Source organism: Flavivirga spongiicola (assembly GCF_030540825.1).
Lineage (GTDB): Bacteria > Bacteroidota > Bacteroidia > Flavobacteriales > Flavobacteriaceae > Flavivirga > Flavivirga spongiicola.
This window is the reverse complement of the sequence record NZ_JAUOEO010000001.1, coordinates 1,290,629-1,309,205: the sequence shown is the minus strand read 5'-3', so window position 1 is coordinate 1,309,205 and position 18,577 is coordinate 1,290,629. Positions and strand designations below refer to the sequence as shown.

At 33.8% G+C, this 18,577-nt stretch carries 12 protein-coding genes; 11 read left to right on the top strand and 1 reads right to left on the bottom strand.

Features of this window, described 5'->3' with window-relative positions; translation table 11 throughout:
• Positions 1 to 3 precede the first annotated feature (3 nt).
• From Q4Q47_RS04960 to Q4Q47_RS04935, 6 genes are all read left to right on the top strand, one after another.
• Positions 4 to 3,231: a GH92 family glycosyl hydrolase gene (locus Q4Q47_RS04960; RefSeq protein ID WP_303305544.1), complete on the top strand. Its 3,228-nt coding sequence runs from the start codon at positions 4 to 6 to the stop codon at positions 3,229 to 3,231.
• Positions 3,232 to 3,236: 5 nt separating this feature from the next.
• Positions 3,237 to 5,630 carry a GH92 family glycosyl hydrolase gene (locus Q4Q47_RS04955; protein ID WP_303305543.1) on the top strand — a complete coding sequence of 798 codons (2,394 nt, stop codon included), beginning with the start codon at positions 3,237 to 3,239 and terminating at the stop codon, positions 5,628 to 5,630.
• Between the two features lie 4 nt (positions 5,631 to 5,634).
• On the top strand, positions 5,635 to 6,927 hold the full coding sequence (locus Q4Q47_RS04950) for a glucosidase family protein (RefSeq protein WP_303305542.1): 1,293 nt from the start codon (positions 5,635 to 5,637) through the stop codon (positions 6,925 to 6,927).
• A 37-nt stretch (positions 6,928 to 6,964) separates the two neighbouring features.
• A complete protein-coding gene (locus tag Q4Q47_RS04945) occupies positions 6,965 to 7,702 on the top strand; it encodes a GntR family transcriptional regulator (RefSeq protein WP_303305541.1) in 738 nt (245 codons plus the stop codon).
• 15 nt (positions 7,703 to 7,717) lie between these two features.
• Positions 7,718 to 8,647, top strand: coding sequence for an ROK family protein (locus Q4Q47_RS04940; RefSeq protein ID WP_303305540.1), 930 nt, complete (start codon positions 7,718 to 7,720; stop codon positions 8,645 to 8,647).
• Between the two features lie 541 nt (positions 8,648 to 9,188).
• Positions 9,189 to 9,434 (top strand): CBU_0592 family membrane protein, encoded by a 246-nt coding sequence (locus Q4Q47_RS04935; RefSeq protein ID WP_303305539.1) that lies wholly within the window; start codon positions 9,189 to 9,191, stop codon positions 9,432 to 9,434.
• Here Q4Q47_RS04935 and Q4Q47_RS04930 read toward each other — a convergent pair.
• Entirely contained in the window at positions 9,408 to 10,031 is a 624-nt protein-coding gene (locus Q4Q47_RS04930; protein WP_303305538.1) for a TetR family transcriptional regulator, read from the bottom strand. The genes Q4Q47_RS04935 and Q4Q47_RS04930 overlap by 27 nt on opposite strands.
• Before the next feature lie 149 nt (positions 10,032 to 10,180).
• Here Q4Q47_RS04930 and Q4Q47_RS04925 point away from each other — a divergent pair, with 149 nt between their 5' ends.
• The 5 genes from Q4Q47_RS04925 (at position 10,181) to Q4Q47_RS04905 (ending at position 18,552) form a co-directional block, all read left to right on the top strand.
• Entirely contained in the window at positions 10,181 to 13,465 is a 3,285-nt protein-coding gene (locus Q4Q47_RS04925; protein WP_303305537.1) for a SusC/RagA family TonB-linked outer membrane protein, read from the top strand.
• A gap of 20 nt (positions 13,466 to 13,485) precedes the next feature.
• Positions 13,486 to 15,270, top strand: a complete 1,785-nt coding sequence (locus Q4Q47_RS04920) for a RagB/SusD family nutrient uptake outer membrane protein (RefSeq protein ID WP_303305536.1) — start codon at positions 13,486 to 13,488, stop codon at positions 15,268 to 15,270.
• Between the two features lie 43 nt (positions 15,271 to 15,313).
• The gene (locus tag Q4Q47_RS04915) at positions 15,314 to 16,147 is read left to right on the top strand and encodes a Calx-beta domain-containing protein (protein WP_303305535.1); all 834 of its coding nucleotides are present in this window, start codon (positions 15,314 to 15,316) and stop codon (positions 16,145 to 16,147) included.
• A gap of 84 nt (positions 16,148 to 16,231) precedes the next feature.
• On the top strand, positions 16,232 to 17,314 hold the full coding sequence (locus Q4Q47_RS04910) for an endonuclease/exonuclease/phosphatase family protein (protein ID WP_303305534.1): 1,083 nt from the start codon (positions 16,232 to 16,234) through the stop codon (positions 17,312 to 17,314).
• An 11-nt stretch (positions 17,315 to 17,325) separates the two neighbouring features.
• On the top strand, positions 17,326 to 18,552 hold the full coding sequence (locus Q4Q47_RS04905) for an alkaline phosphatase family protein (RefSeq protein WP_303305533.1): 1,227 nt from the start codon (positions 17,326 to 17,328) through the stop codon (positions 18,550 to 18,552).
• Positions 18,553 to 18,577 lie beyond the last annotated feature (25 nt).

Genomic DNA, 18,577 nt, shown 5'->3' with positions numbered 1-18,577 from the left:
TCTATGAGAAAAAAATTAATCTTCTTACTTATACTTGGTGTAATATCAAACTATTCTTTTGCACAAAAAATACTGTGGCAAATAGGAGAGTCGGATAATAGCGGAAACGAATTTGCATTGGCACCTTCAAGCTATGATAAGTTTCTTGAAAAAGATTTTGGATGGGAAGACCGCAGTTTTGTTATTGGTTATTCGAAAATAGACAAAGATTTTCCCTATGTTTTGCCAGGAGCAATAGATTATTGGGGAGGAACATCAGGATTGGCAGGAATTCGCCCTCATCAATTAAACCTATTATTTAGTATTGCAAAGAAACCCAAAAAAGGAAATTGGAAACTTAGTATAGATATTTTAGATTGTAGCCCTGAAGATCCCCCATTTTTTAAAGTATCAATTAATGGTAAACCCTGGAAGTTTAGACTCAAAAAAGGAAAAAACTCCAACGCCTTAAATGGAAAAACAAAAGGTAGTCACGAACAAAAAATAGAAATAGATATTAACCCCGAACTTATAAACAAAGGGGGCAACAAAATTCAATTAACTTCTTTAGAAGGCAGTTGGTTAGTATTTGATCAGATTAAGTTAGAAGCTCCAAAACGAGCATGCTTACTTAAACCTTCAAATATATTTATCAAAAATATACGACCTGCAAACTACGAATTACAAGAAAACGAATCAAGAATACAACCTCTTTTATTGGAAGTACAACATTTGGAAGGAACTCCGAAGCTAGAAGTTTTGTTAGATAAAAAAAAGATATTTGAAAAAACAATAGAGCACGGAATGCAAATTTTAGAAGTACCTATGCCAGCTATAAGTACATCGAAAATGAGTTGCTATGAAATTCTTGTAGATGGGAAAACAATTCAAGAAGGAAAAATTCAAAGAGCACTACAAAAACGCAATAAACTTATAGACTATGTAGATACCAAAATAGGAACCGGTCATTCTAGATGGATGATTGCACCGGGTCCATGGATGCCATTTGGCATGGTTAAAATTTCTCCTGACAATCAAAATAAAGGTTGGCAAGCGGGATATCAACCTACTTTTGAAAGTATTGGAACTTTTAGTCATGTGCATGAATGGACAATGGCTGGTCTAGGGACATTTCCAACAAACGGTCCGCTCATTACAAAAGTTGGAAACCAAGGAGAACCTGATAAGGGGTATCGCTCGCGTATAGACAAGACTACAGAAAAAGCCCCATTAGGTTATTACTCAGCTCTATTAAGTGATTATAATATAAAAGCAGAACTGACTGCTACCACAAGATGTAGCTTCCAACGTTACACCTACCCAAAAGACATTTCTGACTCAAGAATATTGGTTGACCTTAAAATACCTTCTGAATATACATACCATATTCAAGAAGCGCATTTTGAAAAAATTAATGATTATAAAATTGTAGGTTATAGCAAACACATGTCCGAATCTGTTTGGGGAGAACACTACTACCGAAGTAAAATGGTAGAAAATGGAGATGAAAAAAGAGCGTGGGATGACATAAAACAAGAATATACAATTCATTTTGTAATGGAATTTGACCAGCCAATAAAAGATTTTGGAGTATGGACGGAAATAAAAAATAAAGATAGAGATGACACAAGCAGTATTAGCAAATCTTCAAAATTTACAATTGAAAACCCAGATGATATTGTCGCTTTTATTGAATTTGACACTTCAGAAAATCAAATAGTACAAACTAGAACAGGTATCTCTTATGTAAGCATAGAAAATGCCAATTTGAATTTAGAAGAAGAAATAGTAAAGCCTTTTAATTGGAGCTTTGAAAAAGTTAGAGAAAATCAAGAAAAAACTTGGGGAGATTTATTACAGAGAGTTCTAATTACGAGTGACAATAAAATGGAGAAAACCAGATTTTACTCCAATATGTATAGAGCACTAGTTAGTAGAAACATCTTTAGTGATGTGGATGGTAGTTGGATAGATGCTACAGAAAGGAAACAACAGTTTAAAAACTCAAAAGATGTTGCCTTAGGTTGTGATGCTTTTTGGAATACATTTTGGAACCTTAACCAATTTTGGAATTTAGTTACGCCAGAGTGGTCTTCAAAATGGGTAAAATCTCAGTTAGCAATGTATAACACTAACGGCTGGCTGGCTAAAGGACCGGCAGGAATAGAATATATTCCAGTAATGGTTGCAGAACATGAAATACCATTAATTGTAAGTACTTATCAAATGGGTATTAGAGATTATGATGTTGACAAAGCCTTTGAAGCTACCTACAAAATGCAAACAACAATAGGAGAACAAATTGGAAATGGCTATGCTGGAAATAGAGATTTAGTCACTTATTTGAAACATAAATATGTTCCCTATAACAAGGGTCGTTTTTCTAATACTATGGAATATTCTTTTGATGATTTCGCAGTGTCTCAATTTGCAAAATCTTTAGGTAAAAAAACGGCATATAATGAGTTTATAGATAGAGCATATTGGTGGAAAAATGCTATTGATTCTACTATTGGTTTCGCAAGATTAAAACATTCAGACGGTACTTGGTTCAAAAATTTTGATCCCATTACAAGTGGAGGAAACCATCAGTACGCAGAAGGAAACGCATGGCAACTCACTTTTTTTGTTCCACAGGACATACCTGCACTGGCCAAAATAATTGGAAATGAAGAATTTGCTAAGCGATTGGACGACGGCTTTAATATAAGTCGTAATTGGAGGTACAACGCCCCAAATGAAAAGTATTGGGATTTTCCTGTAATCCAAGGAAATCAACAATCCATGCACTTCTCATTTCTATTTAACTGGGTTAAAAAACCGTGGTTGACCCAAAAATGGAATCGAGATATTTTAGATAGATTTTATGGTTTTGGTATTTCTAATGCCTACCTAGGAGACGAAGATCAGGGGCAAATGAGCGGGTGGTTTTTAATGTCTTCACTAGGGTTGTTTCAAACCGATGGAGGTACAAGAACAGAGCCTATATACGAAATAGGAAGCCCATTATATGAAAAAATAGTAATAGACTTAGGTAATCGATACAGTCGTGGAAAAACTTTTACCATAGTAGCAAAAAACACATCATTTAATAATAAATATGTGCAAAGTGCTATACTAAATGGAAAAGAATTGAAAAATTTTTGGTTTCCTTCAAATGAACTTTTAAAGGGAGGAAAATTAGAATTAATAATGGGTTCTAAACCTAACATGTCATGGGGTACAAACGCTTTACCTAAAAGCCCAAAATAAAAAAAATGAAATATTTAATAACCATAATCATAATTCTTTTAAGCTTTGCAAGCTGCAAGAGTAATAAAAAAACAAAAGAAAAACCATTACAAGACCTTACTCAATATGTAGACCCACAAATAGGTTCTGTACATGGCAGGTGGTTTTTTTATACACCTGCAGCTCGACCATTCGGTATGGCAAAGCTTGCTCCACATACAAATGCTTACAATAGTGATGGAGGCTGGGGACCTACAGGTTATGACAATAGACATACTTCCATTGAAGGATTTGGTCATTTTCATGAATTTCAAATTGGTGGATTAGTCTTTATGCCAACTACTGGAGCGTTAAAAACAATTCCAGGTTCTTTAGAAAATCCTGACGACGGATATAGATCTAGGTTTGAAAAAACTACCGAGCATGCCGAAGCAGGGTACTACAATGTGAATCTTTCAGATTATAATATTACCGTAGAACTTACTGCTACTGAAAGAGTGGGTTACCATCGCTATACATTTCCAAAAACCGATGAAGCTCATCTAATTATAGATATAGGGCACAAACAAGGAGAAAGTAGCAATGTAACTGATGCATATGCACAACTAGTAAATAATAATGAAGTAGAAGGATATATTGAAACAAATCCCGAATACACAAAGTTTTGTGACCCAGGCAAAAGAGTTAAAATGTATTTTGTTGCCAAATTAAATAAAACCCCTATAAAAACTGGGAGTTTTGTTGATACATTGCATCAACAAGGTGCTAGAAGTACAAAAGGAATTAATAATGGACTATACCTTTCTTTTGCTATGGAACAAGGTGAGGTGTTAGAAATTCAGACAGGGCTAAGTTATACTTCAATTACCAATGCTCGTCTAAATTTAGAAAAAGAATCCAAAGGAAAAAACTTTGGTACGGTTAAAAACGAATCTAAAGCTATTTGGAATAAAAAGCTAAACAAAATTGTTGTTGAAGGGGGTGAAAAGGAAGACAGAATTAAATTTTATACTGGATTGTATCATGCTTTATTGGGGCGTGGGTTATCTAGTGATGCTAATGGTGATTATCCTTTGGTAGATGGAAAAATTGGTAAGACTACCTTAGATGCTAATGGTAATCCTAAATATCATCATTATAATACGGATGGGATATGGGGTGGTTTTTGGAACTTGAGCCAAGTATGGGCTTTGGCATATCCTGATTACTTTAGTTCTTATATCCAATCTAATATTGATTTTTACAAAGATAGAGGGTGGTTACATGATGGTGCGGCCAATGGTGTTTTTACCAACGGTGTACAAACCAATTTTCAAGGTTTATTATTAGCATCAGCATACAATGTGGGTATCCGTGATTTTGACATAAAAACGGGATATAAGGCCGCTTTAAAAAATGAACTAGAATATAGCGGACGTAACCTGGGGAATGGAAAATACGATTTGGCTTATTTTATAAAAGAAAAATATGTTCCCTATAAAGATACCATCATATCCAATGGGTGGGTTTTCAATTTTGGAGCATCACATACCTTAGAATACAGCTTTAGCTCCTATGCTGTAGCTCAAATGGCAAAAGGAATGAAAGATTACGGTAATTATAATAAACTCATGAAACTGGCTGACTATTATAAAAACCTTTTTGATCCAGAAACAAAATTCATTAGGCCCAAGCTGGAAAATGGAAAATTCATAGAAGATTTTGACCCTATGAGAGGTTGGGATGGTTTTCAGGAAGGAAATGCCTATCAGTTTACTTGGTATATTCCTCATGACCCAGCGGGCTTAATAAAACTCATAGGAAAGCCTTTATTTAATGAACGTTTGGAGACTATGTTCAATAACGCACAAAAAAATATGTTTGGTGGAGGGGGCGAAGAAATACATAGCTTTTCTGGGGTCGAAAAATTATATAATCACGGTAATCAACCTTGTTTACACAATGCGTGGTTGTTCAATTATTCTGGTAAACCGTGGTTAACGCAAAAATGGACACGAACCATATGTAACGAGTTTTATGGTACTGACCCTTTACATGGATATGGTATAGGTCAAGATGAAGATCAAGGGCAGCTAGGCGCGTGGTACGTAATGGCTTCCATGGGGTTATTTGATGTGCAAGGTCATGCCTCTGCAAACACATCATTTCAATTCGGAAGTCCAATATTCAACAAAATCACAATTCAATTAGATAACAAATATTATCCAGGTGAAGATTTAGTAATAGAAACTATAAATCAACAACCAAATAATTTCTATGTCCAATCTGTAAATTTTAATGGTTCTCCAATTAAGAATAACTGGATATATAGAGATGAAATTGTTAGAGGAGGAACACTATCTTTTACAATGGGACCAGAACCAAATAAACAATGGGGTATAGAACAAGTGCCACCATCAATGTCAAATGAAGAAAAATAAAACCATGAAAAAATATTTAGGATTATTTATAACAATACTAATAGTGAGTTGCAACCAACAAAAGGAAGACAAGGAACTTATTGGTAAAATCACGAGTAACAAAAATTTCAAAGAAGTAAAAAACAGAGCTTTAGATGTTGTTAAGACAGGGTTTAATGCTGGTGATGGTTATGGCGAAGTTTGGATACGAGATTATAATACTTTTATAGAGTTATCAGCTGAAGTTTTTGATTCCAAAGAACTTGAAGAAAATTTACTAGTCTTTTTTAGACTTCAAGGAAAAGATGGTAACATTATTGATGGTTTTATACCAAAGGAAAAAGCCATTGAGACCGAAGAAGGTTATAAATTCATTTGTAACGATTTAGAACCTAATTATTGTGGTCATAAGAATACAGTAGAGACAGATCATGAAACATCCTTAATACAAGCAGTATATAAATATATTAAGAAAACAGGTCATCACAATTTTTTAAATACACAGGTAGGAAACTTAACAGTTGCCAAACGAATGGAAAAGGCTATGGAGTTTTTGATGAGTCATAGATGGTCTGATAAATTTGGATTGATTTACGGAGCTACAACAGCAGATTGGGGAGATGTGCAACACTCACACCCTTGGGGTGTTTATATTACAGAAGACACACATTACTGTGTTGATATTTATGATAATGCAATGCTATTGATTGCATTGGATAATATGATGGAACTTGTTCCTGAAACCCAATTAAAATGGGGTACAATACGAAAAAATATTGCCAAAAACACCATGAATGTTTTATGGGATGAAAAAAATCAAAAGTTTATACCTCATGTTTATTTGGAAAAATCACCATATCCAGATGATTTTAACGAAAATGAAATTTACTATCATGGTGGGACGGCAATAGCTATAGAAGCAGGATTACTAACAAAAAAACAAATTAAAGTTTCTTTAGATAAAATGATTGCCAACGTAAAAGCTTCCGGTGCTGGTTCTATAGGGTTAACCATGTATCCTCCCTATCCTGATTGGGCCTTTGAAAATAAGGGAATGTATCCTTATGGCTACCAAAATGGAGGGGATTGGACCTGGTTTGGAGGGCGCATGATTCAGGAATTAATTGAAAATGGATTTGAAAAAGAAGCGTATGAGCAATTATTACCAATGACAGACAGAGTAGTGAAAAATGATGGTTTTTTTGAATGGTATACAGTGAAAAATAAACCCGAAGGTTCTGGTACTTTCAGAGGTTCGGCTGGTGTATTATATAAAGCTATTACAATGCTGGAAGAATGGGTAGAATCACAAAAGTAAATACAGTATATTCGACAAGTATATAAAATAATGCCTTATGGATTTTAGATTAGATCAACAAAGCTCAGTTCCTCTTCATGCTCAAATAGAAGAATACTTAAGAAAGTTAATTACTTTGAAAGAATATAAAAATGGGGATAACCTTCTTCCTAAGGAAGTAACCTTATCAAAAAAACTAGGTGTTTCCAGAAATACTGTAAGACAAGCTGTAAATACATTAGTTAATGAAGGTCTTGTAGAACGTAAAAAAGGAGTTGGTACAAAAGTAGTATACAAAAAAATTGCAACCCGGTTAGACAACTGGATTAGCTTTACCAAAGAAATGAGAAACCAGGGGATTGATGTTGTAAACTATATGGTACAAAATGCAATGGTAAATGCTCCAAATGAAATTAATGAAGCATTAGCTATTTCTCAATCAAAAGAAATATGGAAGCTAGAAAAAATTAGAGGATCTAAAGATGCCAAATACCTTTATTCAGTATCATACTTTCATCCAAGGGTAGGCATCACTGGTAAAGAAGATTTCAGTACCCCTTTATATGAGTTATTGGAGAAAGAACATGACGTAATAGTTTCTACCTCTAAAGAAAAAATAAGTGCTATTACTGCTTCGAAAGAAATTGGCAAATTATTGGATGTAGAGGAGGAAACACCAATTCTAAAAAGAGAAAGGTTAGTATGTGACCTAGGAGATCGTCCTGTGGAGTTTAACATAGTATATTATCTCACAGATTATTTTACATATGATATAGAAATTAAGAGAGACTTTTAATTTTAAAAATATATAATGAGTAATCAAATTGCAATAGGAGTAGATGTTGGTGGTAGCCATATTACAAGTGCTGCTGTAGATTTAAAAAAACTTACTATTATTTCTGAAACTACTTTTTCTGTGAAAGTAGATAATAAAGCTGAAAAAGATATTATTTTAAGAAAATGGAGCGACGCCATTAATAAGACTATTGTTAGTGCTTCATTAATGCAAAGTACTAATATAGGTTTTGCAATTCCAGGGCCTTTTAACTACAAAGATGGAATTGCATTATTTAAAGGAGAAAATGATAAATACGAAAACTTGTATAATGTTTCTATTTCAGAAGAATTATCAAAGTATCTTGTCTCTGAAGAAACCAATTTTAGGTTTTTAAATGATGCCACATCATTTGCTGTAGGTGTTTCAGCACAGGGTAAAGCCAAGAATTGCAATAAAATTATTGCAGTTACCTTAGGTACTGGTTTTGGTTCTGCTTTTATAAAAGAAGGAATACCGTTGGTAAATCATCCTGAAGTACCCAAAGAAGGTTGCTTATGGGATAAACCTTTTAAAAGTGGTGTTGGAGATGATTACTTTTCTACTCGTTGGTGTATAAAACGCTATGATGAAATTTCTTCAAAAAGTGTTAATGGTGTAAAAGAAATAGCTAAAGCGAATACGGATAATTCTAGACTTCTTTTTGAGGAATTTGGTCATAATATGGGGCATTTCATGATTCCTTTTATTCAGAAATATGAACCTCAGTTGATAGTTGTAGGCGGTAATATCTCTAAAGCCTCTAATCTTTTTATTCCTACTTTAAACCAAGTTGTTAAAGCCGCAGGTTTAGATGTTAGGATTGAAATATCTACTTTAATGGAAGATGCTGCCATTATAGGTAGTGCTAAGTTATTTAACGTTGAGTTTTGGAATAAAATAAAAAATGACCTTCCTGTAAATTAAATTATGATTGATTCACCGGTTGACCTACAAGCCAAAATTAAAGGAGCTACAACGCTGAAGATTCGGCAAGAACTTTTTAGGCGTTTTTTTATTAACCAAGTTCACTATTAAGATTTATAATATCACATCAAATTTATTTAATTCTGAAATAAGTAAATGGTTCGCCATTTTTTCTGTACGCTCTACTAATAAAGGCTAAAATATTTAAAATAAATGTTTTAGCCTTTTTGTTTTATTGCCCTTTCCAATGTTTTTTGCTATTAATTACGTGGTGACCTTTGGGATCGTTATTTTTTCAAATTCTTTGTCAAGGTTTTAACTAATAGCATTTTTTAATTCTTTGGAGATGTTTTTTGAGATAGGAGTACACTTTGTACCTTTTTTAGAGCATAGCCCAAAAAAAGTCATTCTTTTGTAGTAATTAAATTTTAATATTATAATAGCTAACCATACTGACTTAAGATTGATTATATTTATTTTTATGGACTGATTGCTACTTAAATTTTGAGCGTTGAACTAAAATTAAAAATAAATAGAATTAATGACCATTTTCGAAATCATAGGTTGGACAGGGGCTGTTTCTTATTTATTATCGTATTTCTTATTAAGCTTTAATAAACTAAAACCTAACAGTATTTCATATCAGCTTATGAATGTTATTGGAGGGTTTTGTTTAGTTGTTTCCGCATATAGCACAAGAGATAACCCCAATTTAGTAACAAATTTTGTTTGGATGTGTATTGGTTTAATAGCTTTATTTTCAATCATTATGAAGAGGAAGAGATAACATATCTTTAAAATTCAGTATCTCTATCGCTGCATTTTTGTAGTGTTCTGCTTTTTTGGAATGTTCTAAACAATCAGCATCAAAAAGAGACAGGTAGTAATAAGCTCCCTCTACTAATACAAAAATAAGTTCGGCTGTTTCTTTGGGATTCTCAACATTTACAATGCCTTCTTTTTTTGCTTCAACTATAAGATCGGTTAGATAATCTCTTAAAGAGTCATGTAAATTTTTAAAAGCTTCTTTTATATTTTTATCTCTAAAAATTAATGAATAGCAGCTATAGAAAACACCATCATCAATTAAATTGTTCCAGTCTCTTGAAAACAAATTGGAGATAGTTTGTTTAAGTTTAAGCTCACTATCTTTTATATCATTCGTAACATAAAGTTGTTTGTAACTCTCTAATATATGGTTTATAAGACCAAACATTAATTCGTCTTTAGATTCAAAATAGTGTAGTATTAAACTAGTGTTTATCCCCATGTGCTTTGCCACTTTAGCAACAGAGCTATTTTCTAACCCTTCTTGTTTAGCAACCTCATAAAAAGACTTTATAATTTCTTTTTGTCTAACGGTTTTCAAACTTTTTCTACCCATAATGCAAACATAGTTAATAATTATTTAACAAAAATAACATATTAATTTTAAATTGATTGGTTGTTCAATCAAAATATTTTTATACATTAGCCCAGCATTTAAAATAATCTATACTAAACTATTAACTATTAACTATTAAAAGAAAGCCAATGAAAACATTAAACTTTTTGATTCTTGAAAGCAAAAGAGCAGGAGGTTATATTGTAAATGAAAAACAGTATGCATGCAATTTTGCGGTATTCATATTGTTATTTATGATTAGCCATAGTGTATTTGCCCAGGAAAAAATTGTAACAGGAACTGTATTTGATGCAGAGACAGAACAACCACTTTCTGGAGCAACAGTAGTATTAAAAGGAACATCAACTGGGACATCAGCAGATTTCGATGGCAAATTCTCAATAAAAGTAGCATCGGGAGATGCTATATTGAAGGTATCTTATGTTGGTTACCAAACTAAAGAAATTCAGGCTGGTAATCAAGAAAACCTTGTTGTTTATTTAGAGGAGGACTCAAGTACCTTAGATGAAGTAGTGGTTGTAGGTTATGGTACTCAAAAAAAGGTAAACCTAAGCGGGGCCGTTGAAGTTGTTGATATGGATATCATAGAAGATAGACCTATAGCTAATGTTTCGCAAGGTCTTCAGGGAGCCGTATCAAACTTGAATATCACTTTCGGAAATGGAGCCCCTGGAGGTACAGCGAATATTAATATTCGGGGAATAACCTCCTTAAACGGTGGGTCTCCTTTAATATTGATTGATGGGGTGCCTTCATCTTCAGGTGACCTTACACGTATGAACCCTAATGATATAGCTTCCATATCTATATTAAAAGATGCGTCTTCAGCAGCCATTTATGGAGCTAGAGCAGCCTTTGGTGTTGTGCTGGTAACAACAAAAGAAGGTGGCAGAAATAAAATTCAATATTCTAATACATTTATTTGGGGAACACCTACGGTTACTCCGGAGCCCATTACAGATCCTTATATATTTTCAAGACTGTTAGATATTGCAACAAGCAATACACCCTGGAATTATGTAAGTTATAATGACGATTGGTATGCCTGGGCAAAAGCCAGATCTGAAGATCCTTCAGTGCCAAGTGTTCGGCTAGACCCTAATAACCCAAATAAATATCAATATATGGGGGATACTAATTGGAATGATTATTTTTTTAACAAATATTCTTTTTCTCAAAACCATAATATTTCCATTAGTGGGAAAAGAGCATTTGGAACAACTAAAGTAGATGGAGAAGAACTAATTGATCAAGGAATTAGTTATTATCTTTCTGCAAGTCATACTTTGGAAAATGGATTGAATAGATTAGCTACTGACAGTTGGGAGCGCAACACTTTAAGATCAAAGATTAAGATTGAACCCAATGCTTGGATGGATTTTGAAAACAATACATTTTTAACCTTATCAAACAGAAAAAACCCAAGGTATAATTTAACCAATGTGTATAATCTAAGACCTACAGAAGTGGTGAAAAATCCCGATGGGTCATGGGCAGACAACCCTGCTGGATTAGCGGCCGCAGAAATGATAGATGGCGGTAAACAAAATAATAAACAAACAGGTGTACAAACCACAAACAGATTACATTTTTACCTATTAAACAAGGACCTAACAATTACAGCAGAGCATACCTTTAAGAAAGATTTTAACAGGTATCACTCAGATCGTACTAGTTATAGAGTAAGTGACGGGCCTAATTCTTTTAGAGATATCAATGTTAATGACTGGGCTTACGAAACACAATCGATAAACACCTATAATGTCTTAAATGTATATGGAACGTATGCAAAAACAATAGGTAGGCACTATATTAGTGCAACTACCGGTTTTAACAAGGAAACCAGTAAATTTGACTGGTTTTCGGCGCAAAGAAATGGTTTGATATCCAGAGACTTACCTTACTTGTCGTTGGCTACTGGGGATCAGGAAGTTGGTTATAATTTTTCCGATTGGGCTGTAACCGGACTTTTCAATAGAGTCAATTATATCTATAATGAACGTTATATTTTTGAGGTAAATACAAGATATGATGGCTCGTCCAGATTCCCACAACAAGATCGTTATGGATTTTTTCCGGGAATGTCTGTAGCATGGTTAGTGAGCAAAGACTTAGGAGAATCAGTTACCGATGTTATGAATCATTTAAAATTCAGATATTCTTACGGTTCTTTAGGAAATCAAAGTGTTAGCAATTATGGATATATAAACTCGTTAGGACAAGGTGAGTCCGGTTATTTAATCGATGGCGATTACCCTAAGATAGTACGAGGCCCCGGTTTGGGTGTAGACCCAAATAATTATACTTGGGAACGTGTTATTTCTTCAAATTTTGGTATCGATGCAAGCTTTTTTAATAGTATGCTCTCTTTGACTTTTGAAATGTTTACCAGAGATACTAAGGACATGTTAGTTCCAAGTAAGGAACTTCCGGCTGTATTAGGAACCGCACCTCCAATTCAAAATGCAGCCGATTTACAAACCAAAGGTTGGGAATTTACGCTAGGTTATAAGGATCAATTCGAACTTGGAGGAAGCCCTTTTAATTTAGAAGTTGCTGCAAGAATATGGGATAATAAAACAAAAATTACCCGCTTTGATAATGAAGGGCAGTTATTTTCGCAATGGAGAGAAGGACAGGACATAGGAGAAATATGGGGGCTGGAAAATGATGGATTTTTTAAAGACGAGGATGAAATTACAACCTTAGACCAATCTGCAATTGTTCCATGGGGAGCCATAGCCGTAGTTCCCGGGTGGCCAAAATACATTGATCAAGACGGTGATGGTAAAATAGAACGCGGGCAGTCTGCAATTGATCCTAAAGATTTAAAATTAATAGGTAATAACCAGCCCAGGTATCAGTTTGGTTTTAATATGTATGCCGCATGGAAAGGCTTTGATGTGAGCTGCTTTGTACAAGGGATTGGGAAGCGAGATTATTACCCAAGATATTATTTGTATTGGGGACCTTACCAACAACCTTATGCTAATGTCTATCCACACTTATTAGATTTCTATAGAGCTACAGGAGATAGTGATGCATTACGAGCTCAGCATTCACAATCTTATATTGATGCTGGATTAGCAGATGCCAATACCGATTCGGAATTTCCGGTATTACAATCGTGGCTAGCGGACAATAATTTTGGAGCTGGTTTAGATATATCTCAAACAAAATATCTGAAAAGCTCAGCTTATTTAAGGTTGAAGAATGTTACGCTAGGGTATTCCTTACCAAATAAATTACTTGATAAAATGAAAATTTCCAATTTACGTGTTTTTGTTACGGGTGAAAATATTGCTGAATGGTCTTCCATCAAAAAGTTTTTAGACCCGGAAGCTACAGGAAACAGAGGTTTTGCATACCCTTTTCATCGTAAACTATCAGTTGGAATGAATGTTACATTCTAATATTAATTAAAAAAAATACAATGAAAACAATACATAAAATAATAGTGTTATTGTCAATAACTATGGTTATTGCCTGTAACGACGATTTCTTAGATACCGTTCCTAAGGATGAAATTTCTGCAGAAAACTTTTTTAATACGGCGAGTGATTTACAATTGTATATTGATGGGCTTCATTCTGTTTCAGGGTATGGAACTTTTTTAGGAGACCAGGCGACGGATGACGTGGCAACTACTGGAGCTGTAGAATTAAAGAATATTATGATCGGATCCCCAAGTGCTGAAAATATCAATTCAGGATGGAATTGGGGCAGATTAAGACAAATTAATTTTTTCCTGGAAAATTTTGATAAAGCTGAAATAGACGATGCCACTAAAAAACATTATGAAGGCATCGCTAAATATCATAGAGCAAATTTTTATTATGGTATGGTAAGACGATATTCAGATGTACCATATTATTCAAAAACACTTGGAGCAAGTGATGAAGATTTGTATAAAGCAAGAGACCCCCGTGCTATGGTTGTAGATAGTGTTTTCAAAGATATTCAATTTGCAACGCAGTATATAAATGAAGAAGCTGCGGGTACAGAAAAAGTTAGCAAATGGGCTGCCTTACATGTACTGGCTAGAATGGCTTTACATGAAGGGACCTACAGGAAATATCACCCGGAACTAGGTTTAGAAAGTACCGCAAATACCTTTTTACAAATGTCGAGTGATGCTGCCAAGCAGTTGATGGATTCCGGAAACTTTAATGTATACACTACCGGTAGTCCAAATTCAGACTATGGATCTTTATTTAATTCTGATAATCAAACTAGTAATCCTGAAGCTATTTTAGTCAATATTTATGATGTTGAAAAAGAAAAAACCAGCGGTAATAACACTGTTTTTGGTGATTATGAGCAAAGTGCTACCAAATCATTATTAAATAATTATTTAATGCAAGATGGTACTAGGTTTAGTGATCAACCTGGATCAGATACGTTTACCTATGTACAGGAATTTCAGAATAGAGACCCTAGAATGTCACAAACTTTTGTTTACCCGGGTTGGGTGCGACGAAACGAACCTGCACCATATATCCCGGAATTTAACAGGAACTTTACAGGGTATTTTCAAACCAAAGGTTATAATAACTCTAACACTAATGAAAATCAAGGGAACGATTTGATCGTCATGCGATACGCAGAAACACTATTAATCTATGCTGAAGCTAAAGCAGAACTAGGCACACTAATGCAAGCAGATCTTGATAATAGTATTAATAAATTAAGAGCAAGAGTTGGCTTGCCAAATTTAGATATGGTTGGAGCAAATGCTGATATCGATCCTATATTTGAAAGTGATTATCCCAATGTTTCTGGAGTAAATAAAGGTGTCATTTACGAAATAAGAAGAGAGCGAAGAGCAGAACTAGCATTAGAATCATTTAGGCTTTATGATTTACAGAGATGGTATGCAGGGAAGGTATTAGAGAGAAACCCTATTGGCATGTATTTTCCTGGTTTGGGTAAATATGATATGACTGGAGATGGCGTAGAAGATATAAGTATTATTGGCAGTAGTGATGATATTCCTTCGCCTAAAGAACAAAACGCATTAGGTGTTGACCTTATATATTATAAAGCCGGAGTTTTTGGAGATGCTGCTGCAAGTATTTATTTGTCAAATGGAACTTCAGGGAATATGGTTGCGAATATAGATGTACGAACCTTTGAAGAGCCTAAGTACTATTACCGCCCAATACCAGCACATCAGGTCGCTTTAAATCCGCAATTATCTCAAATAATGGGGTGGTAAAACTTGTTTAAGTTCAAAAATTTAAACGCAAAAATTAAATACAATGAAAATTTTAAAATCAATATTATATTTAACCATAGTCTTGTTAAGCTTAGGCTGTGAAGAAGAACCAGAGCTTTATAATTTTGAAAAATATAAGTTTGTTTCATTTTTAGATGAAAATGATGAAATTTTAGAAAATGAAGCAACTTATACCATTTTTTTAAGATATGACGGCAGTGTTTTAACCGAAGATTTTTCCCTAAATCTTAAAATTGCTGGCAATGCACAAGACGGTGTAGATTATTCAATAGCGAATAACATCGTTACATTTAAAGCAGGCGAAATAAAATCTGAACCCTTTGAAATCACTATAATTGATAATTTAGTAGTTAATAGTGTTGAAGATAAAAGTTTAGAAATTTCTATTGAAAGTGTTAGTAACCCTAATATAGATATTGGCGTTGGGACACTTCTTCAATCAAATAAAGCATTTGCTTTAAAAATTATAGATAATGAGTGTAGTGATGATATCGATATTTTTGCAACATCGTTAACCAATACAACGGGCTCTGGCACGCATACAATTAGTGGAAGCGTGACAGGTGATGTGGTAACATTTACAGGAGATTTAATTTCATATTCACCATTCGCTAATGCTAATTTAGAAGTTACTCTAACACCGGTTCAGGCTGGTGCAAAAATAGGGAATGCCACTTTTGCCGATTTTGATGCTGGAACCGACAGCGATGGTTATACCTATCAATTTAGGCAGGTAAGCGATGGTACTTACGATGTTTGTACAGGAACAATAAATATAAATATAGCTGTGTATTATGAATCTGGTGGTTCTTGGGTGTATTGGAAGGAGTCTAACAATACTATTAAAATACCATAACGATATATAACATTTTAGTTTTTTAAGTCAGATTGAGTTTAGTTTTAGGGAGGTGAAAATCTCCCTTTTTGAAGTTTTTATACAATGAAAAAAATAAAAATATATGTCTTTTTTGTAGTGCTGGGAGTAAGTTATGGCTGTATTTCAGCTAATAAAGACCAGCACAATGAAGTAGAAAATCCTGAGTTTTCCGAAGTTCATTTTAATGGAACATTAAAGGTTCTGTCCTTAAATACATGGCACGAAGGGGAATTGGTCGATGGTGGATTTGATGCCATTGTTGACATTATTCTTCAGACGGAAGTTGATGTCATTATTTTATGTGAAATCCGTAATTCTAATAATATTATTTTTAGTAACAAAATTACAGACGAGTTGAAAAAAAGAGGAGAAGATTACTACTCTTTTAATTCAGGAAAATCGCCTATTGTACTATCTAAATTTCCAATTGTTTCAAAACCAGTAATAGATAACACTTCATTAACTAAGTGTATAGTAAAATTGAATGAAACACTACAAGTAGCATTATATGCGGCACACTTAGATTATACACATTATGCCTGTTATTTACCAAGAGGTTATGATGGAATAACTTGGAAAAAACTGCCAGAACCAGTTTTAGATGTATCTAAAATTTTACTTCAAAATAAAGCATCTTCACGAGATGAAGCTATTGAGCTGTTTGTAAAAGATGCTTCTGTTGAAAAAGAAAATGGCAATTTAGTGCTTTTAGCTGGAGATTTTAATGAGCCTTCACATTTAGATTGGACTATGGAAACAAAAGATTTATTTGACCATAATGGAACCGTAGTACCTTGGCATAACAGCATAACCTTAAAAGAAAATAATTATGTGGATGCTTATAGGATGAAGTACCCAAACCCAACTACGCATCCTGGTTTTACTTGGGCAGCGTATAACATTGATGTAGAATTATCTAAATTGGTTTGGACTCCTGATGCTGATGATAGAGATCGTATTGATTTTATTTATTATAATAACGATTCTCGATTTACTTTAGAAGATATTATTGTTGTTGGACCTTCCGGGAGTATTGTAAATGGACAAGGTATTCAGGACAATAGTTTGCTAGATAAATTTTTATTACCTCAAGGCAAATGGCCATCAGACCATAAAGGACTATTAGCAACTTTTAGAATAAATTAAAAAGTCATCAAATGAAGTACATAATTTATCTTTTCTTATTTATAATGAGCTTTGCATATGCTCAAAATAAAAAACCAAAAGTAATTTTTATAATTGTAGATGGTATTTCTGCAGATGTTATAGAAAATGTAAAAACGCCACATTTAGACCGAATCTCAAAAGAAGGTGGGTATACCCGAGCTTATGTAGGGGGTGAAAAAAACGGGTATTCACAAACACCAACAATTTCTGCTGTAGGCTATAACAGTTTGCTTACAGGAACTTGGGCTAACAAGCATAATGTTTGGGGAAATGGGATTAAAAAACCAAATTATAATTATTGGACTGTTTTTAGAATGGCAAAAAAGTATCGACCTGAATTAAAAACAGCCATATTTTCTACCTGGTTGGATAATCGAACCAAATTGATAGGAGAAAATCTTTCAGAGACCGATAATCTGAAGTTAGATTATCATTATGATGGGTATGAGCATGACACCATTAACTTTGCACATGATAAAGACAAAATGTATATTCATAAAATAGATGAACATGTCGTAACTAAAGCGGTGCATAGTATTAAGGAAAATGCACCAGATCTTTCTTGGGTGTATTTAGAATATACCGATGATATGGGACATAAATATGGAGACAGTGATCCATTTTATAATGCCGTAAAAATAGCAGATAATCAAATAGGTGAGATATGGGACGCAATTACTTATAGAAGGGAGCAATTTAATGAAGAATGGCAAATATTTATCACAACAGATCATGGAAGAAGTAAAGAGACAGGGCAAGGTCATGGAGGACAAAGCGAAAGAGAACGTCTTACATGGATTGTGACTAATGCAAAAAAATTAAATACTTATTTTAAAGATTATCAACCAGCCATTGTAGATATCATGCCAACCATGTTGAGTACGCTACAAATTACTCCTAAAAAAGAACAGCAGCAGGAGATTGATGGCATTCCTTTAATAGGATATGTTTCACTAGCAAATGCTAAAGCCATTTTAAAAGATAATACCTTACAGGTAACTTGGGATGTCATACATAAGAAAGGGAAAGTAAAGATTTGGGTAACCACAGAAAATCAATTTAAATCAGGAGGTAATGATACCTACAAATTATTAGGCAATGTGAAAATTAAAAAAGGAAGTGCAACAATAAAGGTAAACCACCTACCATCAAACTTTTATAAAATAGTTTTAGAAGGTAAGTACAATACCGTAAATACTTGGGTTATTTATAAATAAGTATAATTATAAAACATGAAACCCA

Coding starts and splice junctions, on each gene's coding strand:
- Q4Q47_RS04960 (WP_303305544.1), top strand. CDS start 4: ATGAGAAAAAAATTAATCTTCTTACTTATACTTGGTGTAATATCAAAC.
- Q4Q47_RS04955 (WP_303305543.1), top strand. CDS start 3,237: ATGAAATATTTAATAACCATAATCATAATTCTTTTAAGCTTTGCAAGC.
- Q4Q47_RS04950 (WP_303305542.1), top strand. CDS start 5,635: ATGAAAAAATATTTAGGATTATTTATAACAATACTAATAGTGAGTTGC.
- Q4Q47_RS04945 (WP_303305541.1), top strand. CDS start 6,965: ATGGATTTTAGATTAGATCAACAAAGCTCAGTTCCTCTTCATGCTCAA.
- Q4Q47_RS04940 (WP_303305540.1), top strand. CDS start 7,718: ATGAGTAATCAAATTGCAATAGGAGTAGATGTTGGTGGTAGCCATATT.
- Q4Q47_RS04935 (WP_303305539.1), top strand. CDS start 9,189: ATGACCATTTTCGAAATCATAGGTTGGACAGGGGCTGTTTCTTATTTA.
- Q4Q47_RS04930 (WP_303305538.1), bottom strand. CDS start 10,031: ATGGGTAGAAAAAGTTTGAAAACCGTTAGACAAAAAGAAATTATAAAG.
- Q4Q47_RS04925 (WP_303305537.1), top strand. CDS start 10,181: ATGAAAACATTAAACTTTTTGATTCTTGAAAGCAAAAGAGCAGGAGGT.
- Q4Q47_RS04920 (WP_303305536.1), top strand. CDS start 13,486: ATGAAAACAATACATAAAATAATAGTGTTATTGTCAATAACTATGGTT.
- Q4Q47_RS04915 (WP_303305535.1), top strand. CDS start 15,314: ATGAAAATTTTAAAATCAATATTATATTTAACCATAGTCTTGTTAAGC.
- Q4Q47_RS04910 (WP_303305534.1), top strand. CDS start 16,232: ATGAAAAAAATAAAAATATATGTCTTTTTTGTAGTGCTGGGAGTAAGT.
- Q4Q47_RS04905 (WP_303305533.1), top strand. CDS start 17,326: ATGAAGTACATAATTTATCTTTTCTTATTTATAATGAGCTTTGCATAT.